This is a genomic window from Spirosoma pollinicola, assembly GCF_002831565.1.
Lineage (GTDB): Bacteria > Bacteroidota > Bacteroidia > Cytophagales > Spirosomataceae > Spirosoma > Spirosoma pollinicola.
Genome location: NZ_CP025096.1, coordinates 5,736,533 through 5,754,721, shown reverse-complemented (window position 1 = coordinate 5,754,721; position 18,189 = coordinate 5,736,533). Strand labels below are relative to the sequence as shown.

Here is an 18,189-nt window from a genome sequence, read left to right as displayed (position 1 = left end):
TTCGGATAAAACCGCCAGGAAATAGTTCGGGAACCCATCCGCTCTCTACGCTTATAAGTCAGTAAGCTCAGTCGACTTATTCAGGTATGGATTTACCGACTGACGAACACCGCTCAACTCCTTTGCCCAACACACATAATACCGGCGCACAATGTTGGTCAGCACCTGTATATTCGATAAATCCGATGCGTCGGCAATGTCGATCACTTTGCCACTTTTAAGCTTGATTCGGATGCGGTCTTCAGAGGGTAAATAGGCCGCGTTGGTTGCCTGCCCTTCTACCAAGAAATAAGACAGCATATCGTCTGGCAGGCCCGTTCGATGAAGTTGACTTTCGAGTTCGGTCAGGAATTCTCCCGCAAACGGCTCTGTCGATAACATGATTTTAAACAGTTTTCGGTCGAGCAACATCTGGCTAAGTGACGACAGAACAAAATCGGGGTGCAGCGCCCACTCCTTAATACAAGCCCACACATCGAAGTCGTCCAGCATTGTAAAGGCAGTGAGGTAAGCCCGGTTTGTCTGAAAATCGGTTAACGACACACTATCATGCAAAAACAAGCGAAATGAAGCCGACGCAAAAACCGGCTCGGCTCCTGCCTGTCGTATAAGAAACCGCGCCCGGCGTAACGTCTGAATAAGCATCGACTCGGCGCAAATGGACGTTTTATGCAGATAAACCTGCCAGTACATTAATCGACGTGCGTTCAGGAAATTCTCGACGCTCAAAATCCCTTTGGCTTCGACCACCAGTTGATCGCCCACCAGATCGAGCATTTTAATGATCCGTTCGGCACCAATGGCCCCTTCGGCAACACCAGTATAATACCCGTCGCGATTGAGGTAATCCATACGATCCATATCCAGCTGACTGGAAATGAGTTGATGGAAGAACGTGCGCTCGTAGGTTCCCTCAAACATCTGAATAGCCAGCGATAAGGCGCCGTTGAATTGCCGGTTGAGTTCGTGCATGAGCAACAGCGAAATCTGCTCATGCGGCACACTGTCCAGCAGGCAACATTCCAGCACGTGCGAAAACGGCCCGTGCCCAATATCATGAAGCAGAATGGCGATCTGAGCTGCTTCGCATTCGTCACTGCTAATGGCATGGCCTTTACTTTGCAGCGTACTCATGGCCTGTCCCATCAGGTGCATGGCCCCCAGTGCATGATGAAAGCGGGTATGCAAGGCACCCGGATACACGTACTCCGACAAGCCTAACTGCTTAATCCGCCGAAGTCGCTGAAAGTAGGGATGCTCAACCAAATCGAAAAGTAACTCGGTCGGAATCGTAATAAACCCGTATACGGGGTCATTAAGAATTTTCTTCTTGTTAGACGCTGACATTCAGCAAAGATACCGGACAGGATTGCAGGATTGACAGGAATTTCGGTCTATAATCGTGCGAATCCTGCAATCCTGTCAAAAAATTCGTAAATTTGCATCGCTGAACCTGAGCAATCAATCAGCAACGGGCTTGTAACTCAGTTGGTTAGAGTGCCTGACTCATAATCAGTAAGTCCCTGGTTCGAGCCCAGGCTGGCCCACAAAAAACCTCCATAGCGAAATGTTATGGAGGTTTTTTGGTTTTTACACTGGATATTGCCACTCGCCCCGATAGGCACGACTTAGGAGCTTATTGGCTTCGGGGTCGTTGGGAATCTGGCTGCCATCCCACTCCACGCTTCGGCCCAGTTTCAACGATAACATGCCCAGCAACGCCATATTAGTGGAGCGATGGCCGATTTCGATGTCGCAAACGGGTAGCTTTTTGGTTTTGATACTATCCAGAAAATTAGCCCAGAGAAGCGCGATATTCTGATCATCGGGTTTGTCGAGTTGGGCGTCCTGGTGAATGGTTGGCTTTTTCGGGTCCGACGGATAGAATGTCCAGCCGTCGAGCCAGCCCTGGTGAAACGTGCCTTCGGTTCCATAGAAATAGACACCAACGGCCTGTTGGGGATGCGTTTTTTCGGCCATGTTCCCGCCAAAGGTTCGGTGTTCCCACACGGCCGTGAAGTCATTATCAAATTCGAAGGTAGACACCTGATGGTCGGGCGCGTCGGTACTGTCCTGCTTGATGGCACGCCCGCCAGTTGTGTACACCTTGCGCGGATGATTTTGCTCCGTTATCCACAGAATTTGATCCATCCAGTGAACACCCCAGTCACCAAGGGTACCATTGGCGTAATTCAGAAAATTACGCCAGCCTCGGGGGTGCATGGCTGGATTGAACGCCCGGAGTGGAGCCGGTCCACACCACATATTCCAGTCCATTTCTGGCGGTGCTTCGCTATCGGGTGTCGGCTGACCCGCGCCACCGGCATAATGCACAAACGCCCGCGCCATACCAATTTTCCCAACTTTACCCGACCGGATAAACTCTCTGCCCGACACATTGTGGGGCGATACGCGCCGGTGCATCCCAACCTGGCAGATACGTCCCGTTTGCCGGGCGGTTTTAACCATCGCTTTCCCTTCGTTGATGGTATGGCTGATGGGCTTTTCGACATATACGTGTGCCCCGGCCTGCATGGCCGCAATGGCGATGAGTGGGTGCCAATGGTCGGGCGTGGCGACAATGACAATTTCGGGTTTCTCGGTCGCGATCATCTCGCGGTAGTCCCGGTATAACTTTGGCTGATCGGACGTTAGCTTACTGAGTTCCTCGCCGGTCCTTTTGAGCTGGCGTGTGTCGACATCGCAAAGCGCAACAATTTTCGATTCGCCCGCCTGCACAGCGGCTCGTAGAATATTGCCGCCCCACCAGCCCGCGCCAACAACAGCCGTGCGGTATTTCTGAGGAGCTTTCCGGGTAATAAACGCCCGCACCTCAGCGGGATCGGTAATCAACGAAGCGCCAGCAAGAACAGACGTTTTAAGGAAATCAGTACGGTTCATCAGGTAAGAATGAGTAGACGTTATGACGTTGAAACAGACCTGTTATCAGTCTTTACACAATCAAAGAATAACCTACCCTTTTTTTACCATCAGTTATCCAGATTAGCGAGCAGGGGTTTACCGGCTAACGCCTGCATGAGCAGTGCAGTAACAAGTACAAAATAGACTGCCGACAGGATAATAACATGGCGCGGTTGGCGGGCGATGTAGTAGCCAAACAGCGGTATCAACTGCAAGGCGTGCATCCCAAAGAAATGGGCAACTCGCAAATCACCATAGCGGGTACTCCAGTTAGTAACAGCCAACCCAGGGCCGCCATCAGGCGCACCCACTGTATGCGACAGCCGGGAGGCCATCATAAATCCCTGGAAAGCAAAAATAACAAATAGCAGAATGCCCAAACGAATACCCCATAGGTAGGTCGGGCTAATCGTCGTTGTATCGAGTCGGAAAAACAGGAAACCAATATAGGCTGTCCACCCGGTAAACACCGTAATGGCTATACCCATCAGGCCAAACAAAATACCGTCTGTTGGGGTCGAGATATTAAAATGCGATAGTTTACCCCGACTGGCCTGCCAGATAACAATGCCCAGTTCAAAAATAAAGATGCCGACAACCATCCAGGAGTAGGCTCGTACGCTGCCCTTTTGGGGAAGTTCAGCCATATACCAGGCCATTGTCCAGCACAGAATAACCGTAGACGCCAAAAACTTAATGGGTTTTATGTAGGCGTTGATGCCCAGCACCTGCGTTGAGGTGCTGAGAGCCAGCACCGCACAGATGAGCATAGCCGCCACACATAACCAGCCTAACTGGTAAAGCGTGGCATTTCGTGACTGTAAAGAGGTTAACAGATCGTTCATAAGAATTGGTGGATTTGCCTGAATGCCTGACAAAACGTGAATTAACTAAACTGTTCGAGTCCGTACTGTACGAATCAGCCAATACAATAGCAGACCCACCGGACCCAGCATGAAACAGAAAAACAACGGAACAACAACGAGCCAATGCGGAATCGCTTTCTCCTGCGCATCGCGCACAACAGCCGTTCCCGCCACCAGATCGAAGGCCAGATAATGCACCCAACCCGCCAGCATAACCCCATCGCCCCCTTTCGAAAACAAGCCTTTCACGCCCGCTAATGTGCCAAACGCACCAAAGTCGACCGGGCCACCGCTGAACAGATAAATGATGTAGATGACCGCCAGGCATACCGGAATCAGGTAAGACTGCATCAACCATTTCGTAACTGCCCAGCGGGGTGCAAAAATCATGAGCAACCATTGCGGCAAGACAAGCGTACTCGCGAGACTAAAAACGGCTTCGGGTGTCATGGAAAAATTGGTTAGTTACGTACTCTGGCTTCTGGCGCGGGCATTCGCCCGTGTCTTTAATTAAGTCAGTATTCACTGACGCAAGCGAACCGGGACGCCGGACCGGCTTGCGATATAAACAGGCACGGGCGAATGCCCGCGCCAGGCGCACCACTCCACCACTCCACTACTTCACTACTTCACTACCTTAGCCTGAGCCAATACCCGGAGCAGATTGCCGCCCCAAATTTTGGCGATATCAGCTTCTGAATAGTTCCGGCGGACAAGTTCAACGGTCAGGTTTTCGATTTCACTGACATCTTCGAGACCATTGACGCCCCCGCCCCCATCGAAATCAGACCCAATACCCACGTGGTCGATACCGGCAATTTTAACGATGTGATCAATGTGATCGACAATGTCCGACAAGCTGGCCCGCTCCGACGCGTATGTCTTAGCGACTGAATCACTTTTTGCCGCCATAAGCGCGTCCATTTCGGGCGTTGACACCTTTCCTACCTGCGCCATCCGTATCTTGGTTTTGGCAGCCCGGTGCTCGGCAGATGGTTTTTTGAGGTAATCGCTCACAAAATTCACCTGCACCACGCCCCCCTTGGCGGCAATGGCCCGAATCATATCGTCGGTCATGTTACGCGGGAAATCGCAGATGGCCCGGCAGTTGGAGTGCGACGCAATAACGGGTGCTTTCGAGAGCGCCAGCGCATCGTAGAACGTATTATCGGCCACGTGCGACACGTCGATCAGGATACCCAGCCGATTCATTTCCGGTACGACTTGCTTCCCGAAATCACTTAAACCGCCATAAATCGGACCATCGGGGTCCGTTGAGGAGTCGCCAATGAGGTTGTTGGCGAAGTGGGTAAGCGTCATGTATCGGCACCCCAGGTCGTAATATGTTTTCAGCATCGACAAATCCTTACCGACCGGATACCCGTTTTCCATACCGATAAATACAGCCCGTTTTCCTGCTTTCTTGATCCGGTACGCATCGGCAGGTGTCGTAGCGAGTTCGGCCAGATTCGGGTATTTTTTCAGTGCCTGATGAATCAGATCGAACTGGTTCAGGGCGTTACGTTTGGCTTCGGCATGACCTTCGTCGGTGCGTGGCCCCTGTGAGGTGTACACCGCAAAAAACATAGCGTCCATGCTCCCTTTCTTCATACGCGGAAAGTCGATCTGCGACCCATCCCGTTTGGTATCGTGCGAAGCGCCTACATCGAAGCCGGGCTTCTGCAGCATGATCGGTGCATCGGCATGGGTGTCGAGCGTTACGACATGCAGGTGAATCTTACGGGCCTTTTTAGTCAATTTACCGTCATCGCCGGGCGAGTGGGTCGTTAAAGGACTCAACGCAAGCAGGGTTGACAGAATTAGAGAGAGCATAGTGAATCAGGTTGTAGCGAAAAAAGACATTGCTTCGAAACTACACATTGCCCGGTTCAATATCAAACTTTCGGTAGAAACGCACTGTTATGGCACTACCTTTGTACTCTCAATTTAGAATGATAGAGTGAGCGAATGATTGAATAGCTGACGCAAGTAATATTCAATCATTCACTCACTCTATCATTCACTCATTCACTTATGTCCGTCGTTCCCTATAAAGATAAAGACACCTCCAAACGCGAACAGGTCGCGGAGATGTTCGATAGTATTTCGCCGAAATATGACCTGCTCAATCACGTCCTGAGTGGTGGCATCGACATTTTATGGCGCAAGCGGGCTATTCGTGAACTGCGTAAAGCAGCCGCTCAATCGCCCAAACGCATCCTTGATATTGCTACCGGAACCGGCGATTTTGCGCTCGAAGCTCTGGTTCTCAAGCCTGAGAAGATCGTTGGCATGGATATTTCGGAAGGTATGCTGTCTGTTGGACGCGAGAAGATGAAAAAGCGGGGCGTCGATCAGATCATCGAAATGCGCCAGGGTGATTCAGAAGGATTGCCCCTGCCAGACAATGATTTCGACGCTGTCATCGTTGCATTTGGTGTACGTAACTTCGAAACACTGCTGAAAGGCTTAACTGATATGCACCGCGTTACCCGCCCCGGCGGTGTGTGCGTAGTGCTGGAGTTCTCGAATCCGCGTCAATTTCCGTTTAAGCAGCTATATAGTTTTTACTCCCGTGCCATCCTGCCGCTCATTGGGCGCGTAGTAAGCAAAGACACATCGGCTTATACGTACCTGCCCGAATCGGTGCAGGCGTTCCCCGACGGTCCCGACTTTCTGCGCATCTACGAAGCGGCCGGATTCAAAAATACCAAATGGATACCGCTCACCTTCGGCGTTGCGTCAATTTACATCGGCCACAAGCTGGCCTAATCCGTTCAGGACAATCCTGGCCGGACCCATCAAGGCCGGACCAAACTTCGACAAATCGTTTTGCCCGTTTTTCGGTGCAGATCGGGTTTGTTATGCTTTTGATCAGCCTTGCTTCTGTCAGTACGGAGGCCCAGTCCAACTACAAGTACGTCCGCAAGCATCTTGAACGGTACGAAGACAAGACGATTCACTACGGCTTTTTCTTTGCCGCACCCATTACGCGCTTCAGCGTGAAGTACAGCCCGGAATTCCTGACCGCCGACTCGGCTTACCGAATTTACTCGCCTAATAAACCGGCCTTTCGGGTTGGTTTTGTGGTCAACACGTACCTGAGCAAGCATTTTGATTTACGGCTGACGCCATCCGTCTCGCTCCTTAGCCGCGAGGTCCAATACGATTATCCGGGCGGCACCTCAAAAACCGAAACCCGTGAATCGACCTGGATTGACCTTCCTCTTTTGGTAAAGTACAAATCGGAACGACGCAACAACAGCCGGATGTATTTGCTGGCAGGCGGGGCGTTTAGTATTGAAAGTAACGTACGCCGGAAAGAGGCTCAGGGCGTAAGCAAGCTAAGCACGGGCACTATGGATTTCGCGGTTGAATACGGCATTGGGTTCGAACAGTTTTTTGAGTATTTCAAATTTGCCCCCGAACTTCGGTTCTCCCACGGGCTGGTCAACCTGTATCGGCCAACCAATAATGCCGCTGGTATTGGTATCAACAGGCTCACGACACACTCGATTACCTTATATCTGAATTTTGAGTAGAAAACGACCTTATGAATCAAGAGGTTACAAATTATTTAAATTATTTTTACCCTCAGGCTTGCATAAAGGCCATTTAGCCTCGTATATTTGCACTCCCAAACGACAACAATCGTAAAGGAAAAAGAAAAAAAGGGAGTTTAGCTCAGCTGGTTCAGAGCATCTGCCTTACAAGCAGAGGGTCGGGGGTTCGAACCCCTCAACTCCCACCAGTGAAAATCAAGCACTTACGATGTAAAAATTGTAAGTGCTTTTTTGTTGGTGTACATTTTGGTGTACAAAAGTCCACTAGATGCAGTACAGAAATGTTTTAATGAGGAAGAGATAAAATTCCAAAGAAGTATGTCCTTCAAGACGGTCAATACTTCGTCTCCCTCACCCAAGCAGACAATCAATGGGCAACCAGAATGTCTTTCCACTGGGTCGTGTAGCGGGGCGAAAGGTACTGCTGCTTCATGGGCCAGTCCGGATTATACATCTGCGAGGCCAATCGTAACTTATCCTGCCCGAACTGAGCATTGAGTTTGTCAATCACTCCGGCTAGTTTGATTAACCGCTCGTCTGGGCCCTCTACGAAGATGCCTTTCTGTCGATAGTCGGCGGGTACCAGATCCGACAGGATGATTCCCCCCTTCTGATAATTGTAGCCAAACGCGAAGATGGCCTTCAGCGATTCAAGCGCGTACTTCAGAATCTCTGCCGTGCTGCTTGTCGGGTGGGGTAGTTCAATGATACGACTGTTGTGTCCCCCTCTAAAAGCTAATCCTAGAAGTAAAGGAACAAGCGATTTTCTGCGATCCGGTAGGTACGAACTCGATTTAGATTGTAGGAATACGGCCCGACTTGTATGAACTCATGCCCAAATGACCACTCTCGCTGCTGGTCATACAGTTTTAATGGATCAAGCCGATAGATACAAATCTGTCGGATTTGATGATGCTGAATTAACCTCTGTATGGTGTGAGCAAACTGTGTTCCGTCCATAGACAAGCTCATCGCGTGTTAATACGTGTAATGACTATATCCCTATTCCCACCGCTAATAAAAGGCAACACGTTCCTATTAAGAGAATAAATTTTTCTCTGCTTGCGTTAAGCTGTCAACAACGAGTTGCCTTGTCCCAGATTAACGCCCCGCTCTCGACCGCGACGTATTTTCCAAAGCACAGCTAGCCCCATTCAAGCTGATTGCGCATGTGCAGCGTATCCCGATAGCACTGCTTGACCGCTTCGACAACCCGGTAAAATCCATAAGGTCCAGCGGGTTTACCCAGAACTAAGTGAACACCTTGTTCATAAGCTTGCTGCTTGAGATGGCTATCTAGGGAAGCCGTCAGCATCACGATCGGCATATACCCCAGATCCCGCCGATCTCCCAACACGTGGATGGTTTGAAGGCCCGTCAAAATGGGCATATGCATATCCAGCAAAACAATGGTTACGAGCGTATCCGGCCCGGCAGGATCGCTTAACATTCGGCTTCGTTCCTTATCGACCCAGGCAATCAACTGTGGACCACTACTCATTTCCTCAATTAGGCTGTCGGGCATAGCACTTTGTAACGCTCCATAGATCAGGTGACGATCTGTCTCCTCATCATCCACTACAAGTATGCGTAAAGCCATAGATTTTGTCGATTGAATGGTTTCTGTGATGGTGTGCTATTCAGCCAAAGTCGGCTAGAGGCAGCACAAAGACGCGTAAAATTTCTATTCAATCCCAGTCTGGGGTCGTTAACTGGCTTTTTTAGTGTTGACCCGGCTGTTCATCAGACAACCCTTATAGGGCTACCGGGACGATTTCAGGTTGTGGTAAATGGAGTTGGTGTTGCACTCAGATAGGCTGGCAGGTTACCCGTCCGTTTACCGGTTAAAAGCCATACATTAAGGGCGGTAAACGAGCGGTCTCCCACCAGTAAGTCCGAATTTGCTGGACCAACTGTAGCCAATCCGACTGATCAAGCGGTTTGACCAGATAGGCTGAGGCCCCCAACTGGTACGCCATGCAGATATCCTGATTAATGCTGGAGCTACTCAGCATGACAACGGGAATCTGATTGATCGGCTCGGCCATGGCTTTGATCGCTCTCAATACCTGCCAGCCGGCCGGCCGATCGGGTAGGTAAAGATCCAATAAGATTAGTTTGGGGAGTTCCCATTCCTGACCCTGCCACTCGCCAAGCAGGGCTATCGCCTGATCGGCTGATGCCACCTGGGTGAGCCTGATCTCGGGAAGGGTGGCCTGCAGGAGTTTTTGCAGCAGCAGGCTCTGATCGGGGTTGTCCTCAATCAGTAGCAGGCTGGCCTGCCTGAAATTACTGTTTAACCGCTCACCAGGTTTCATGCAAAAAGGTGTAAAGAGTAGCTAATTACTTATCTATTTGGTACGTACTTCCGCTTTTCTGTTCAAACTAATCTACGGCACAGGGGCGGGCATCCAGCCTATAACCGACTGGCTTTGGCTTTAAGAAGCAAATCTGTTACATCCTCAAAAAAGATTAGCAGGCAATCCGGTGTCATTTTCTCGATGGTCAGACTAAATTGCCGCTCAATCCTCTGCGAATCGACCCGAAACCGGATACGGTAAGGTTCCTGCGCCAGAATAGTACCCGAGTTAGGCTCAAAAGCAGTAATAATTCGCTGAAGGGAGGGCAGAAAGCCGATTAGTGTATCCAGTAAATTATCCCCGGCGAGCCCTAGGTGGGCCACCATGGGCATCATCAACTGAACCGCTTTTGGGTTTAGCTGGCGAATTTCCCCCTGCCCATCGGTCTCGGCCATGCCTACGGGTGACTGATGCAACAGCATCCAGGCCCGTTGCAAATGCGCTGGAATGGTGTGGTTCATCCTCAAAAATGCTTTACATGAACCAGAAAATACTGGTAGTGACTCTGGGGGGATTTGAGTAGCCGGAGTCGGACCTTCGTGGGTTCACATACATACGTCAGGATGTAGTCTAGTTCCTCATCAAGTACGGGCTTAGCATACTTGCCCGCCACCATTCGGTTGTTGGCGCAAGGGGCGATTTGGGTGAAGTAGTATTTGCCGTGGGCGTACTCGGGCGTGATACCCGTGATGTGCGATTCTGTTTTGGAATAGGCTACCACCAGGCCATCGCGGTTCATGCGAACAATAACATAGGGGGCCTCGTCTAGTTGATCAGGGGTTTGTTTATCCAGCCAGTCGAGCAGATTGGGTGCTGAAAAGGCTGGACTCAGGCTTTGGGGTGTAGGTTCCATCGTCAATAGAGCTTGTTAATTTAGTGCGTGAGAACGAATCATTTTACGGGCAGATAAACCCGAAAGGTGGCCCCTAAACCCGGTTGGCTAGTAGCCGTCAGGCCACCGTCGTGATTCTGGGCTATTTTTAAACAGATCGCCAGGCCCACGCCCGCCCCAGTGAATTTATCCTTCCCATGTAGCCGCTGAAAAACCTGAAAAATCCGGTCCAGGTATTTCTCATCAAAACCAATCCCGTTATCGCTCACCGTAATCTCCGCGTAGAAACGGCTGGTTTCTTCGGGAGCGATGACGCCAAAAGGTATAGCAGAATAGGGAACCCGTTGACCATTGATTCGAATGACAGGAACGGCAGCTGGACGGTGGAATTTAAGGGCGTTGCTGAGCAGATTTTCCAGTAACAGTTCCAGTTGCTTGCTATCGCCGTTCACGGCTGGCAGGTCACCCAGTTCAATCAGGGCGCCCGCTTGTTGAATAGACGGTTCTAAATAACCAAGTACCCGCTCGACAAGGGCCGTCATGGAGAGTCGATGGTAAGGGGCCCGTAGCGTCGACAGCCGTGAGTAGGTGAGCAGATCTTTGATCAGCAGTGACATCCGATCAGCCCCTTTCCGCATCCGATGAATCATGTCCAGACCATCGGAGTCGAGAACCGTAGCGTAATTGGTCACCAGCAAATCACCAAAGGATTGTATTTTCCGCAAGGGCTCCTGAAGATCATGGCTGGCCACAAAGGCAAATTTTTGCAAATTTTCGTTGCTTCTTCGCAGGTTACGATTCGCCACTTCCAGCCCCAGTCTTTGGTTCTGTAGTTCGGTCACCTCTAAAAACGTCCAGAGTACCTGATTACCCTGGCGGATAAGGGACGACTGAAACCAACGGCTGATCGTATCTTCTTCATACTTCATCAACCATTCTTTCGTTCGGCCTGTCTCTATAACCTCAATCATGTAGGGAAATAAGTCATGATCAGCAACGTTGGGGAAAGTTGATAACAAGGTTGAACCTAGCAGTTTATCGGCGGTAAGGCCGGTTGATTTCAATTCCGTGTCATTGACAAGGAGGTATGTAAAATCAACGATTTGGCCCGCTTGGCCATCGGTTGATTCAGCCCGTATCGGGTCAAAGAGCACAATGCCTGATGGTTGCGCATTCAGAATCGTTTCGAACAGGTCGGCCTGCTGCTTTTGGACAATCTGAACCTGGTGAGATTCGGTTACATCGACAAAAGTCATCAGCACGGCATCGCCCACGCGCGTGAATTGGGCCTCGAACCAACCGGGTCGGTGGTCGAGATAGTCGGTAAAAATCATGCCCTGCCGACGACCGGTTTCGACGGTCTCCCGTAGGGCAGTTTCCAGGTGCCCGCCCCGAAAACGGGGGAATAGGGTTAGTAACTGCTGGCCAATCAGCATTTCGGGCTGGTGACCCGTTATATAGGTATTTAGCGGATTGCTTAGCCGGTAGCAAAAATCAATTAGATTCCGCTCGGGTGAGGCATCCCGAACGGCCTCCCAAAGGACTAACCCTAGTGGCACCGTGTCGCTGATGGCCTGCAGGATCTCGATTTGTTGCTGTAGTTGCTTTCGGGCTTCTTCTTCGGCCGTTTTATCTAAGATGGTGAGGACAAACCCATCCCCCCGCTTCACCGCCGACAGGTTGGCAAACCGGATGGCACTACCCGTATCACAGGCTAAATCCCGCTGAAAATTTTCACCTGAATCGACCACCTTACTATACTCTTCAAAAAGTCCGTTCGCCAGCATGCCCGGCAAATTGCTCAGTAACGTTTTCTGTAGTAGCTGCTCGTCGGAAAAGCCTGTTCGCCCACGGTTGGTTTCATTCTGGAGAATGTAGCGAAAGTCGATGATCTGTCCGGCTGGATTTCGCAGAGCATCCAGGGCCATAATGGCGTTTTGCGAACTATCCAGAGTAGATCGCAGGAGTTCAGCCTGTTGCTGGTATGCGAGTTGTATATGTTTGGCTTCAGTGATGTTGGTCACGGCCAGCGTGAGTTGATCGCCCTGCGGGGCCATCGACACCTGGTACCATTCAGCCCGGCCCTGATTAGAATAGGGCAATCCAAAGGTCTGACTTTCAGTATTTTCCACGCAAGCAATGGCGCGTTCCAGCAGTTCAGTGGCTAACGGGTCGGTAAAGGCCGCCCGTATCCCCTGGCCGATAAGGCCGGCAATTGAAGGGCCAACCAGGGTAATAAGCAGCTGATTTAAGAGCCCCAGACGAAAGTCTGTAATTCGTCGGCCTGAATCGGTACGCGTTCGAATGGCCGTTAATACAGCCACCCCGACGGGTACCCCCTCCAGACTATGCTGCCACTGCAGGGCTTGCTGGCGGACGGTTTGCTGGAGGTTTTTCTGAGGGGTGATATCACTATACGAAACCAGTATGCCAAGCGTCACTCTGGTAATATTGACCTTTCGCCAGGTATCGTATTCAGGATAGTAATGCTCGCCCGTGAAAGGCTCCCCCGTTTGGTATACGCTCACGTACCGGTCAAACAGACCATTGATGCGCGTTGCGGGGTAGATTTCCCAAAGCGTTTTGTTGATCAATTCATCCTTTGTATACCCACTAATCCGCTGACCGATCTGGTTAATCATCAGAAACCGAAAATCGCTGATTCGCCTTTTCTGATCAAATACCGGTTCATAAATGGTGATACCATTCTCGCTCTTATCGAACGACTCTTGAAGCACGTTTAGCAAACGGGCTGTCTGGGTTTCTGTCTTTGCTTTTGTCTTATCGGTATAAGACAGTAACAGCCCTCCTCCCAGGCATACCATTGACACCTCATACAAAGAAGAGGTTTCCTTATCAGCCTGCTCAAAATGATACTCCAAGCGATCCGCTTTTCCGGTGCGCAGGACCCGCTCGTAGCAAACTAATGAATCAGGGACCGTCAAATGGGGAAAGAGTGGCATGATGGACTGCCCTATGAATTGCGACGCGGGTTGACCTAGTTCCTGCTCAGCCAGCGCGTTAAGCATAGTCAGCCTTAAATCCAATAAGGAGCCATTCGACTGGTAGATCGGCTGCAGGAGAAGTACCTTATGGTGCGTAGCTGTCAGAACGCTCTGCAGTACGTCGGATGCGGAGAGATTGCTTAAGTTCATCGTTACAGAGGGTACAAATAGGAAGACACATCAACGGAGAGCGGTTAAAAAACTAGATCGTGACGGGTGTTAAGGTTAGCCTCAACATTTCTGACTATTAACACTCAAGGCGTTAGTGTACACGAAAATTCGTGTCTGAGTGGCTTAGTAAGTATCGTCCGGCATAGGCCAGGACGAATCGGGGGTACTGGCAATATCAAACCAATACTGGTTTAACAGATTCATCGTCAAGGATAGGTCCGTATACTGTCCGGGCTTAACGATATACCCATTGGCTCCCAGATCATACGATTTGACAATATCCTGTTTCTGCTCAGACACGCTTAACATTACTACCGGAATAGATTTATATCGATCAACCGCCTTTAGGATTTTCAGTACATCAAATCCACTCAAACCCGGCATCTGAATATCGAGCAAGATAAGATTAGGGCGTGAACTGATTTCTAAATAGGTCAGTAATTCAGACCCACTCAGTACTATTTTCAGCCTACAGGCCGGATTAGTGGTCTTGATTATTTCCTTTATTAATTCGATAAAAGTAGGTTCATCATCAACGAGAATAATTTGATTGGTTCGTTTCATGTTAATCAGGAAGGGCGTATTAACTGTCAAGACCTGTTCAGTTGGTACATAACGAGTAGGGTAGGAAACAGGGGAATGACCGATACCGATACCGAAACGGCAGTGGCTACCAGCGAAAGGGGGTCTAGCTCATTCAGTAAAAACTGAATTGGCTTCCCTGTGCTAATGACCTGCCAGTAGCGCTCGATTGTTTTCTGAGTAGCCAGCAAAGGAAAATAGCGGTGAAAAGGTTGGCCCAAGACCTGCTTGCGGGGACAACTCAGTTCCTGACAGGCTATGGCATTCACGTCAGTCAATACTAGGTCTAGTTTTCCTACGTCGATCTTAAAGACAGGCTGAAGAATCAACACGCCGTTTGGCGAGGCCATGACAATCTGCTTCATCAAATAGGGCGGCTGGCTAAGAAAGTCCATCATATAGTAGGTATGATTCTGTATTTAACGTTGCAAAACGGGGTATTCCACTACATGGCAGGCGGCTCTTGCTACCAATCCTACTTCTTACTGATCAATTTACCCCTTTGGGCAGCCGTGGCTTCTATGGCTTTCGCAAAGGGACATGCCTCTTGGCTGCTCGGGGCAGCGTTCTAAAACCGGCATACGTTGTTAGCCTGACAATGGGTTGAATCTTTAGGTTATTTGGTCTCAATTTACAGGCCACTAAAACGAAGAGAAATAAGTGTGGATAGATGAGTAGCTTTATCAATCAATTTCGCTGCCAGTGAAGCAATCGTTGTCTGAATTGGTTACCTAGACAAAGGTCGGGCGTAGACTTGTCTTCAATTCTGTTTACGAGTAGGCTTTTTTACTGATTGTCGTCAGTATTTTGGCTGATTTATGTCAGTTCAACAGCCAGATCAGTTCGCTTAACGCATCAAGGCCGCCTATTTGGCTTATCCAGAAACTAAAATGTCTCATAAAGAATAGCTTGATAAAAGTCGGTTTGTATAACAGCTAAATTAGCGATACTTTTAAGGAGGTTATGGGTATTATCTAGTTGATTCAATACTTAAAGTCATCGTTACCGCTACACTTGCCGACAGGTCTGGTTTTGTTATCACGTAAGCTTATGACCGATACGCTATTAGGACGTTTACTAGCTGTTCATCTCGAAGAAGCCCGTTTTTTTTCAGCATCATTGATCATCAGGCCTTTCTGCTTCAGTTTGATACTCCGGCAGGCCTGGCTATTTTTGACAGTCAATTACTGGACGATTACCCGGCGCTTTATCCCATCGGATTCGGGAATAAACCCTCATTCGCCACTGATTTTCATATTCACTTCGAGACAGACGAACGCCTTACTCGAAAAGATAACGAACCAAATCCTTCAGGGAGGCTCATTCCTATCGGCCACAAACGTACAGGGCACCCACTAATGAAGAAAAGTAAATTATTACTCATCGACGACGAGCCCCATCTGCTTCGCAACACAGCTGATCTACTCGAATTGTCAGGCTATGCAATTCAAACGGCCCAGTCGGGTAGAGAAGGAGTGCAGCTAGCCCTAACCTCTAAGCCCGATCTGATCCTTTGTGATATTACGATGACGGGATTGGATGGCTATGGTGTCTTACAAATTATCAAGAGCCACCCTGATTTAAAGTCCATTCCGTTTATTTTTCTGACAGCCAAAGCCAAGCGGACCGACCTACGAAAAGGGATGGAACTGGGAGCCGATGATTACCTAGCGAAGCCCTTTGGTGAAACCGAATTATTAGGAGCCATCGAAGCCCGGTTGCGTTTAGCTGAGCAACGGGATTCGCTTACTAAACCAGAAACGCTTCAAAAATGGCTAACCAATGAGGATACTACAAAAGCCCTGGCTTTGCTGGGGGCTAATCGCAAAGTCGTTCGGTATAAAAAGAAACGTGTCATCTATGCCGCAGGCGATGAGCCAACTAGGGTCTATTTAGTTCAGGAAGGAAAAATCCGAGTCTTTCGCGAAAATGATAGTGGGAAAGTACTAACGACGGGTCTTTTTGGTCCTGGCGATTTGTTTGGTTATCCGATGCTACTCGCAAACCTCTCTTACGAAGATACCGCAACGGCTCTGGAAGATTCTCTGGTGAGTTACATTTCCCGAAAAGACTTCCTGAGTCTGCTGTATAGCCAGACCGATATCACACATTCATTTCTGAATCTGATGGCCAATACGATTGTTGGTCAGGATCGGCAATTGCTTGGTCTAGCCTATAATTCGTTACGCAAACGGATTGCCAGTGGCTTACTGCAATACGCTCACCGATTTCAGACCGAACCAGATACGGCTATTACGGTTAAACTCACCCGGCAACAAATGGCAACGCTGTCGGGTACAGCCACCGAATCGCTAATCCGCACGCTGAGCGATTTTCACAAAGAGGGAATGATTGATTTGCAGGCCGGTAAGATCGTCATCACCGATTGGGACAAACTTGAACAGTTAAGGCAATAACACGATCTGTGCTACAACTAGTACTAACTAGCTCGCCTGGGTAATTAATTGTGATTGTAATGGCAAACGAAGGACAAAGGTTGCTCCAGCCTCAGGTCGGTGCTCATACTGCAGTGTAGCCCCAATCTGATCGGCATAGTCTTTGGCAATCGATAGACCTAATCCGGCTGATGATTCATCCGCGGTTGGCTTGGGACTAAGGCTGACAAACCGTTTAAACAGCAGGGGTTGTTCCGTTAGGGGTATACCTGGTCCTTCATCAGCCACTATGATTTGCAAGGCTGACTCTTTGGTTTGAACAATGACCCATACGGTTTTACCAGCGGGAGAGAACTTAAGCGCGTTGGCGACCAGATTCTCCAGGATTCCCGTAAGATAGCTAATGTCCGTATTGGCATAGGCTTCGTGCTGCTCATTAAGTAACCGTAAACGGATCATCTTCCGCTCAGCCGGGTACGTGAATTGTTTGAGTAAAGAAGCCAGTAAAGGCTGTACATCCATCAACTTACAGTGGGGCGCGTTTTGATTCTGCTCGATCCGGTTTACATCCAGCGTCTGTTGGATGAGTCGTCCCATCCGGTGAGCCGTTTCGTCGATTTCATTAACCCACTCGTATTGGCGGGGTGTCAGTGGCTCGGGGGCTTTACGAAGCTTAGCGGCCAGCATTCTCAGGTTGGTGATGGGGTTTTGCAAATCATGGGCCACCACCTCTACAAATCGACTTTTAGTTTGGTTGAGTGAGATAAGTTGCTCATTCAGCAATTTAAGTTCTTCTTTTTTCTCAAAAAGCACAGTCTCCAGTTTATACTGCACCGACAAATCCAATACCACTGATCGCGTTAGTAAAAGCTGCCCGTCGTCTGCATAAATGGCCGTGACATTTAGTAAAATGGGGAAACAACTGCCATCCTTTCGCACAAACGTAAATCGGGCATCGCTAAGTTTACCCGTTTGCTGAAAGGTTGCAAACCGCTCTCGGCATAACTGATGTTGGCTGGGGGGAAAGAAGTGAAGAAATAACTTACCAATTACCTCCTCGCGGGCGTAGCCCAGCCAGCTTAGTTCCGTGTCATTGATGAGCATGATTCGCCCTTTCGCATCGAGTGAGTGATAGCCAACGGGGGCATGTTGATAGATATCTTCTAGTACAGCAGGGTCTAAATGCTGGTATAGATCAGCGGCAGATGTGATAGGCTGAGGAAGTGGCATGGACTGACTAAATAGGTACGTTGTTGATAAATCAGGCACGTGATCCCCAAAACCCCAAAGCGCTAGCTCTTTTACAGGAAAGATATGAAGATAATGACCGGTGGAAAATTTATAAACGCTTGCTAGCCATTCATCAGATAGTCCTTTGATAGATGCACAGGTAATTGCCCGTATTTACCAACTTACGCTAAGATTACGTCAAAACAGTCAACCAAATAATATAAATGTACACCTTATTTAGTTACCTATTGTGGTGTAATAT

The 18,189-nt window shown here is 49.3% G+C and carries 18 protein-coding genes, 2 tRNA genes and 1 pseudogene; 6 read left to right on the top strand and 15 right to left on the bottom strand.

Translation table 11 applies throughout. From position 1 onward, the window contains the following. Nucleotides 1-51: 51 nt before the first annotated feature. Nucleotides 52-1,347, bottom strand: coding sequence for an HD domain-containing protein (locus tag CWM47_RS24215; protein WP_100990755.1), 1,296 nt, complete (start codon nucleotides 1,345-1,347; stop codon nucleotides 52-54). 126 nt (nucleotides 1,348-1,473) lie between these two features. Between CWM47_RS24215 and CWM47_RS24210 the strand changes: the two genes are divergently transcribed. Further along, nucleotides 1,474-1,547 (top strand) — tRNA-Ile (locus CWM47_RS24210). A gap of 43 nt (nucleotides 1,548-1,590) precedes the next feature. Here the strand turns inward: CWM47_RS24210 and CWM47_RS24205 are convergent. From CWM47_RS24205 to CWM47_RS24190, 4 genes are all read right to left on the bottom strand, one after another. Further along, entirely contained in the window at nucleotides 1,591-2,901 is a 1,311-nt protein-coding gene (locus CWM47_RS24205; protein ID WP_100990753.1) for a Gfo/Idh/MocA family protein, read from the bottom strand. An 89-nt stretch (nucleotides 2,902-2,990) separates the two neighbouring features. Then, complete coding sequence (locus CWM47_RS24200) at nucleotides 2,991-3,767, bottom strand: hypothetical protein (protein ID WP_100990751.1); 777 nt, start codon at nucleotides 3,765-3,767, stop codon at nucleotides 2,991-2,993. Nucleotides 3,768-3,812: 45 nt separating this feature from the next. Beyond that, on the bottom strand, nucleotides 3,813-4,238 hold the full coding sequence (locus CWM47_RS24195) for an ABA4-like family protein (RefSeq protein ID WP_100990749.1): 426 nt from the start codon (nucleotides 4,236-4,238) through the stop codon (nucleotides 3,813-3,815). Between the two features lie 174 nt (nucleotides 4,239-4,412). Then, nucleotides 4,413-5,621: a dipeptidase gene (locus tag CWM47_RS24190; protein WP_100990747.1), complete on the bottom strand. Its 1,209-nt coding sequence runs from the start codon at nucleotides 5,619-5,621 to the stop codon at nucleotides 4,413-4,415. A 201-nt stretch (nucleotides 5,622-5,822) separates the two neighbouring features. Here CWM47_RS24190 and ubiE point away from each other — a divergent pair, with 201 nt between their 5' ends. The 3 genes from ubiE (at nucleotide 5,823) to CWM47_RS24175 (ending at nucleotide 7,539) form a co-directional block, all read left to right on the top strand. Then, nucleotides 5,823-6,560 (top strand): bifunctional demethylmenaquinone methyltransferase/2-methoxy-6-polyprenyl-1,4-benzoquinol methylase UbiE, encoded by a 738-nt coding sequence (ubiE, locus tag CWM47_RS24185; protein WP_100990745.1) that lies wholly within the window; start codon nucleotides 5,823-5,825, stop codon nucleotides 6,558-6,560. A gap of 92 nt (nucleotides 6,561-6,652) precedes the next feature. Next, nucleotides 6,653-7,330 (top strand): type IX secretion/gliding motility protein PorT/SprT, encoded by a 678-nt coding sequence (gene porT, locus CWM47_RS24180; RefSeq protein WP_100994021.1) that lies wholly within the window; start codon nucleotides 6,653-6,655, stop codon nucleotides 7,328-7,330. Nucleotides 7,331-7,461: 131 nt separating this feature from the next. Beyond that, nucleotides 7,462-7,539: transfer RNA gene (locus CWM47_RS24175), tRNA-Val, on the top strand. A gap of 179 nt (nucleotides 7,540-7,718) precedes the next feature. Here CWM47_RS24175 and CWM47_RS39375 read toward each other — a convergent pair. From CWM47_RS39375 to CWM47_RS24130, 9 genes and pseudogenes are all read right to left on the bottom strand, one after another. Beyond that, nucleotides 7,719-7,862, bottom strand: a complete 144-nt coding sequence (locus tag CWM47_RS39375; RefSeq protein WP_240625417.1) for a DUF4113 domain-containing protein — start codon at nucleotides 7,860-7,862, stop codon at nucleotides 7,719-7,721. Nucleotides 7,863-7,922: 60 nt separating this feature from the next. Next, a pseudogene (locus CWM47_RS39835) lies at nucleotides 7,923-8,060 on the bottom strand (DinB/UmuC family translesion DNA polymerase); the annotation flags it as partial. A 435-nt stretch (nucleotides 8,061-8,495) separates the two neighbouring features. Then, nucleotides 8,496-8,951: a response regulator gene (locus CWM47_RS24160; protein ID WP_100990739.1), complete on the bottom strand. Its 456-nt coding sequence runs from the start codon at nucleotides 8,949-8,951 to the stop codon at nucleotides 8,496-8,498. A 244-nt stretch (nucleotides 8,952-9,195) separates the two neighbouring features. Then, the gene (locus CWM47_RS24155; protein ID WP_100990737.1) at nucleotides 9,196-9,669 is read right to left on the bottom strand and encodes a response regulator; all 474 of its coding nucleotides are present in this window, start codon (nucleotides 9,667-9,669) and stop codon (nucleotides 9,196-9,198) included. A 98-nt stretch (nucleotides 9,670-9,767) separates the two neighbouring features. Further along, the gene (locus CWM47_RS24150; RefSeq protein WP_100990735.1) at nucleotides 9,768-10,172 is read right to left on the bottom strand and encodes a hypothetical protein; all 405 of its coding nucleotides are present in this window, start codon (nucleotides 10,170-10,172) and stop codon (nucleotides 9,768-9,770) included. 2 nt (nucleotides 10,173-10,174) lie between these two features. Next, nucleotides 10,175-10,564, bottom strand: coding sequence for a photoactive yellow protein (locus CWM47_RS24145; RefSeq protein WP_100990733.1), 390 nt, complete (start codon nucleotides 10,562-10,564; stop codon nucleotides 10,175-10,177). Between the two features lie 38 nt (nucleotides 10,565-10,602). After that, nucleotides 10,603-13,698, bottom strand: coding sequence for a PAS domain-containing sensor histidine kinase (locus tag CWM47_RS24140; protein ID WP_100990732.1), 3,096 nt, complete (start codon nucleotides 13,696-13,698; stop codon nucleotides 10,603-10,605). A 144-nt stretch (nucleotides 13,699-13,842) separates the two neighbouring features. After that, complete coding sequence (locus tag CWM47_RS24135; protein ID WP_100990731.1) at nucleotides 13,843-14,283, bottom strand: response regulator; 441 nt, start codon at nucleotides 14,281-14,283, stop codon at nucleotides 13,843-13,845. Between the two features lie 26 nt (nucleotides 14,284-14,309). Next, nucleotides 14,310-14,699: a PAS domain-containing protein gene (locus tag CWM47_RS24130; protein WP_100990730.1), complete on the bottom strand. Its 390-nt coding sequence runs from the start codon at nucleotides 14,697-14,699 to the stop codon at nucleotides 14,310-14,312. Between the two features lie 652 nt (nucleotides 14,700-15,351). Here CWM47_RS24130 and CWM47_RS24125 point away from each other — a divergent pair. Together CWM47_RS24125 and CWM47_RS24120 are read left to right on the top strand one after the other, a co-directional pair. Continuing rightward, a complete protein-coding gene (locus tag CWM47_RS24125) occupies nucleotides 15,352-15,660 on the top strand; it encodes a hypothetical protein (protein WP_100990729.1) in 309 nt (102 codons plus the stop codon). Next, the gene (locus tag CWM47_RS24120; RefSeq protein WP_100990728.1) at nucleotides 15,660-16,718 is read left to right on the top strand and encodes a response regulator; all 1,059 of its coding nucleotides are present in this window, start codon (nucleotides 15,660-15,662) and stop codon (nucleotides 16,716-16,718) included. The genes CWM47_RS24125 and CWM47_RS24120 overlap by 1 nt, the downstream gene beginning before the upstream one ends. A gap of 27 nt (nucleotides 16,719-16,745) precedes the next feature. Here the strand turns inward: CWM47_RS24120 and CWM47_RS24115 are convergent, their stop codons facing one another. Next, the gene (locus CWM47_RS24115) at nucleotides 16,746-17,927 is read right to left on the bottom strand and encodes a PAS domain-containing sensor histidine kinase (RefSeq protein WP_100990727.1); all 1,182 of its coding nucleotides are present in this window, start codon (nucleotides 17,925-17,927) and stop codon (nucleotides 16,746-16,748) included. Nucleotides 17,928-18,189 lie beyond the last annotated feature (262 nt).

Bases quoted from the DNA above. Each gene is read 5' to 3' on its own strand.
- CWM47_RS24215 (WP_100990755.1), bottom strand. From the start codon at position 1,347: ATGTCAGCGTCTAACAAGAAGAAAATTCTTAATGACCCCGTATACGGG.
- CWM47_RS24205 (WP_100990753.1), bottom strand. From the start codon at position 2,901: ATGAACCGTACTGATTTCCTTAAAACGTCTGTTCTTGCTGGCGCTTCG.
- CWM47_RS24200 (WP_100990751.1), bottom strand. From the start codon at position 3,767: ATGAACGATCTGTTAACCTCTTTACAGTCACGAAATGCCACGCTTTAC.
- CWM47_RS24195 (WP_100990749.1), bottom strand. From the start codon at position 4,238: ATGACACCCGAAGCCGTTTTTAGTCTCGCGAGTACGCTTGTCTTGCCG.
- CWM47_RS24190 (WP_100990747.1), bottom strand. From the start codon at position 5,621: ATGCTCTCTCTAATTCTGTCAACCCTGCTTGCGTTGAGTCCTTTAACG.
- ubiE (WP_100990745.1), top strand. From the start codon at position 5,823: ATGTCCGTCGTTCCCTATAAAGATAAAGACACCTCCAAACGCGAACAG.
- porT (WP_100994021.1), top strand. From the start codon at position 6,653: ATGCTTTTGATCAGCCTTGCTTCTGTCAGTACGGAGGCCCAGTCCAAC.
- CWM47_RS24160 (WP_100990739.1), bottom strand. From the start codon at position 8,951: ATGGCTTTACGCATACTTGTAGTGGATGATGAGGAGACAGATCGTCAC.
- CWM47_RS24155 (WP_100990737.1), bottom strand. From the start codon at position 9,669: ATGAAACCTGGTGAGCGGTTAAACAGTAATTTCAGGCAGGCCAGCCTG.
- CWM47_RS24150 (WP_100990735.1), bottom strand. From the start codon at position 10,172: ATGAACCACACCATTCCAGCGCATTTGCAACGGGCCTGGATGCTGTTG.
- CWM47_RS24145 (WP_100990733.1), bottom strand. From the start codon at position 10,564: ATGGAACCTACACCCCAAAGCCTGAGTCCAGCCTTTTCAGCACCCAAT.
- CWM47_RS24140 (WP_100990732.1), bottom strand. From the start codon at position 13,698: ATGAACTTAAGCAATCTCTCCGCATCCGACGTACTGCAGAGCGTTCTG.
- CWM47_RS24135 (WP_100990731.1), bottom strand. From the start codon at position 14,283: ATGAAACGAACCAATCAAATTATTCTCGTTGATGATGAACCTACTTTT.
- CWM47_RS24130 (WP_100990730.1), bottom strand. From the start codon at position 14,699: ATGATGGACTTTCTTAGCCAGCCGCCCTATTTGATGAAGCAGATTGTC.
- CWM47_RS24125 (WP_100990729.1), top strand. From the start codon at position 15,352: ATGACCGATACGCTATTAGGACGTTTACTAGCTGTTCATCTCGAAGAA.
- CWM47_RS24120 (WP_100990728.1), top strand. From the start codon at position 15,660: ATGAAGAAAAGTAAATTATTACTCATCGACGACGAGCCCCATCTGCTT.
- CWM47_RS24115 (WP_100990727.1), bottom strand. From the start codon at position 17,927: ATGCCACTTCCTCAGCCTATCACATCTGCCGCTGATCTATACCAGCAT.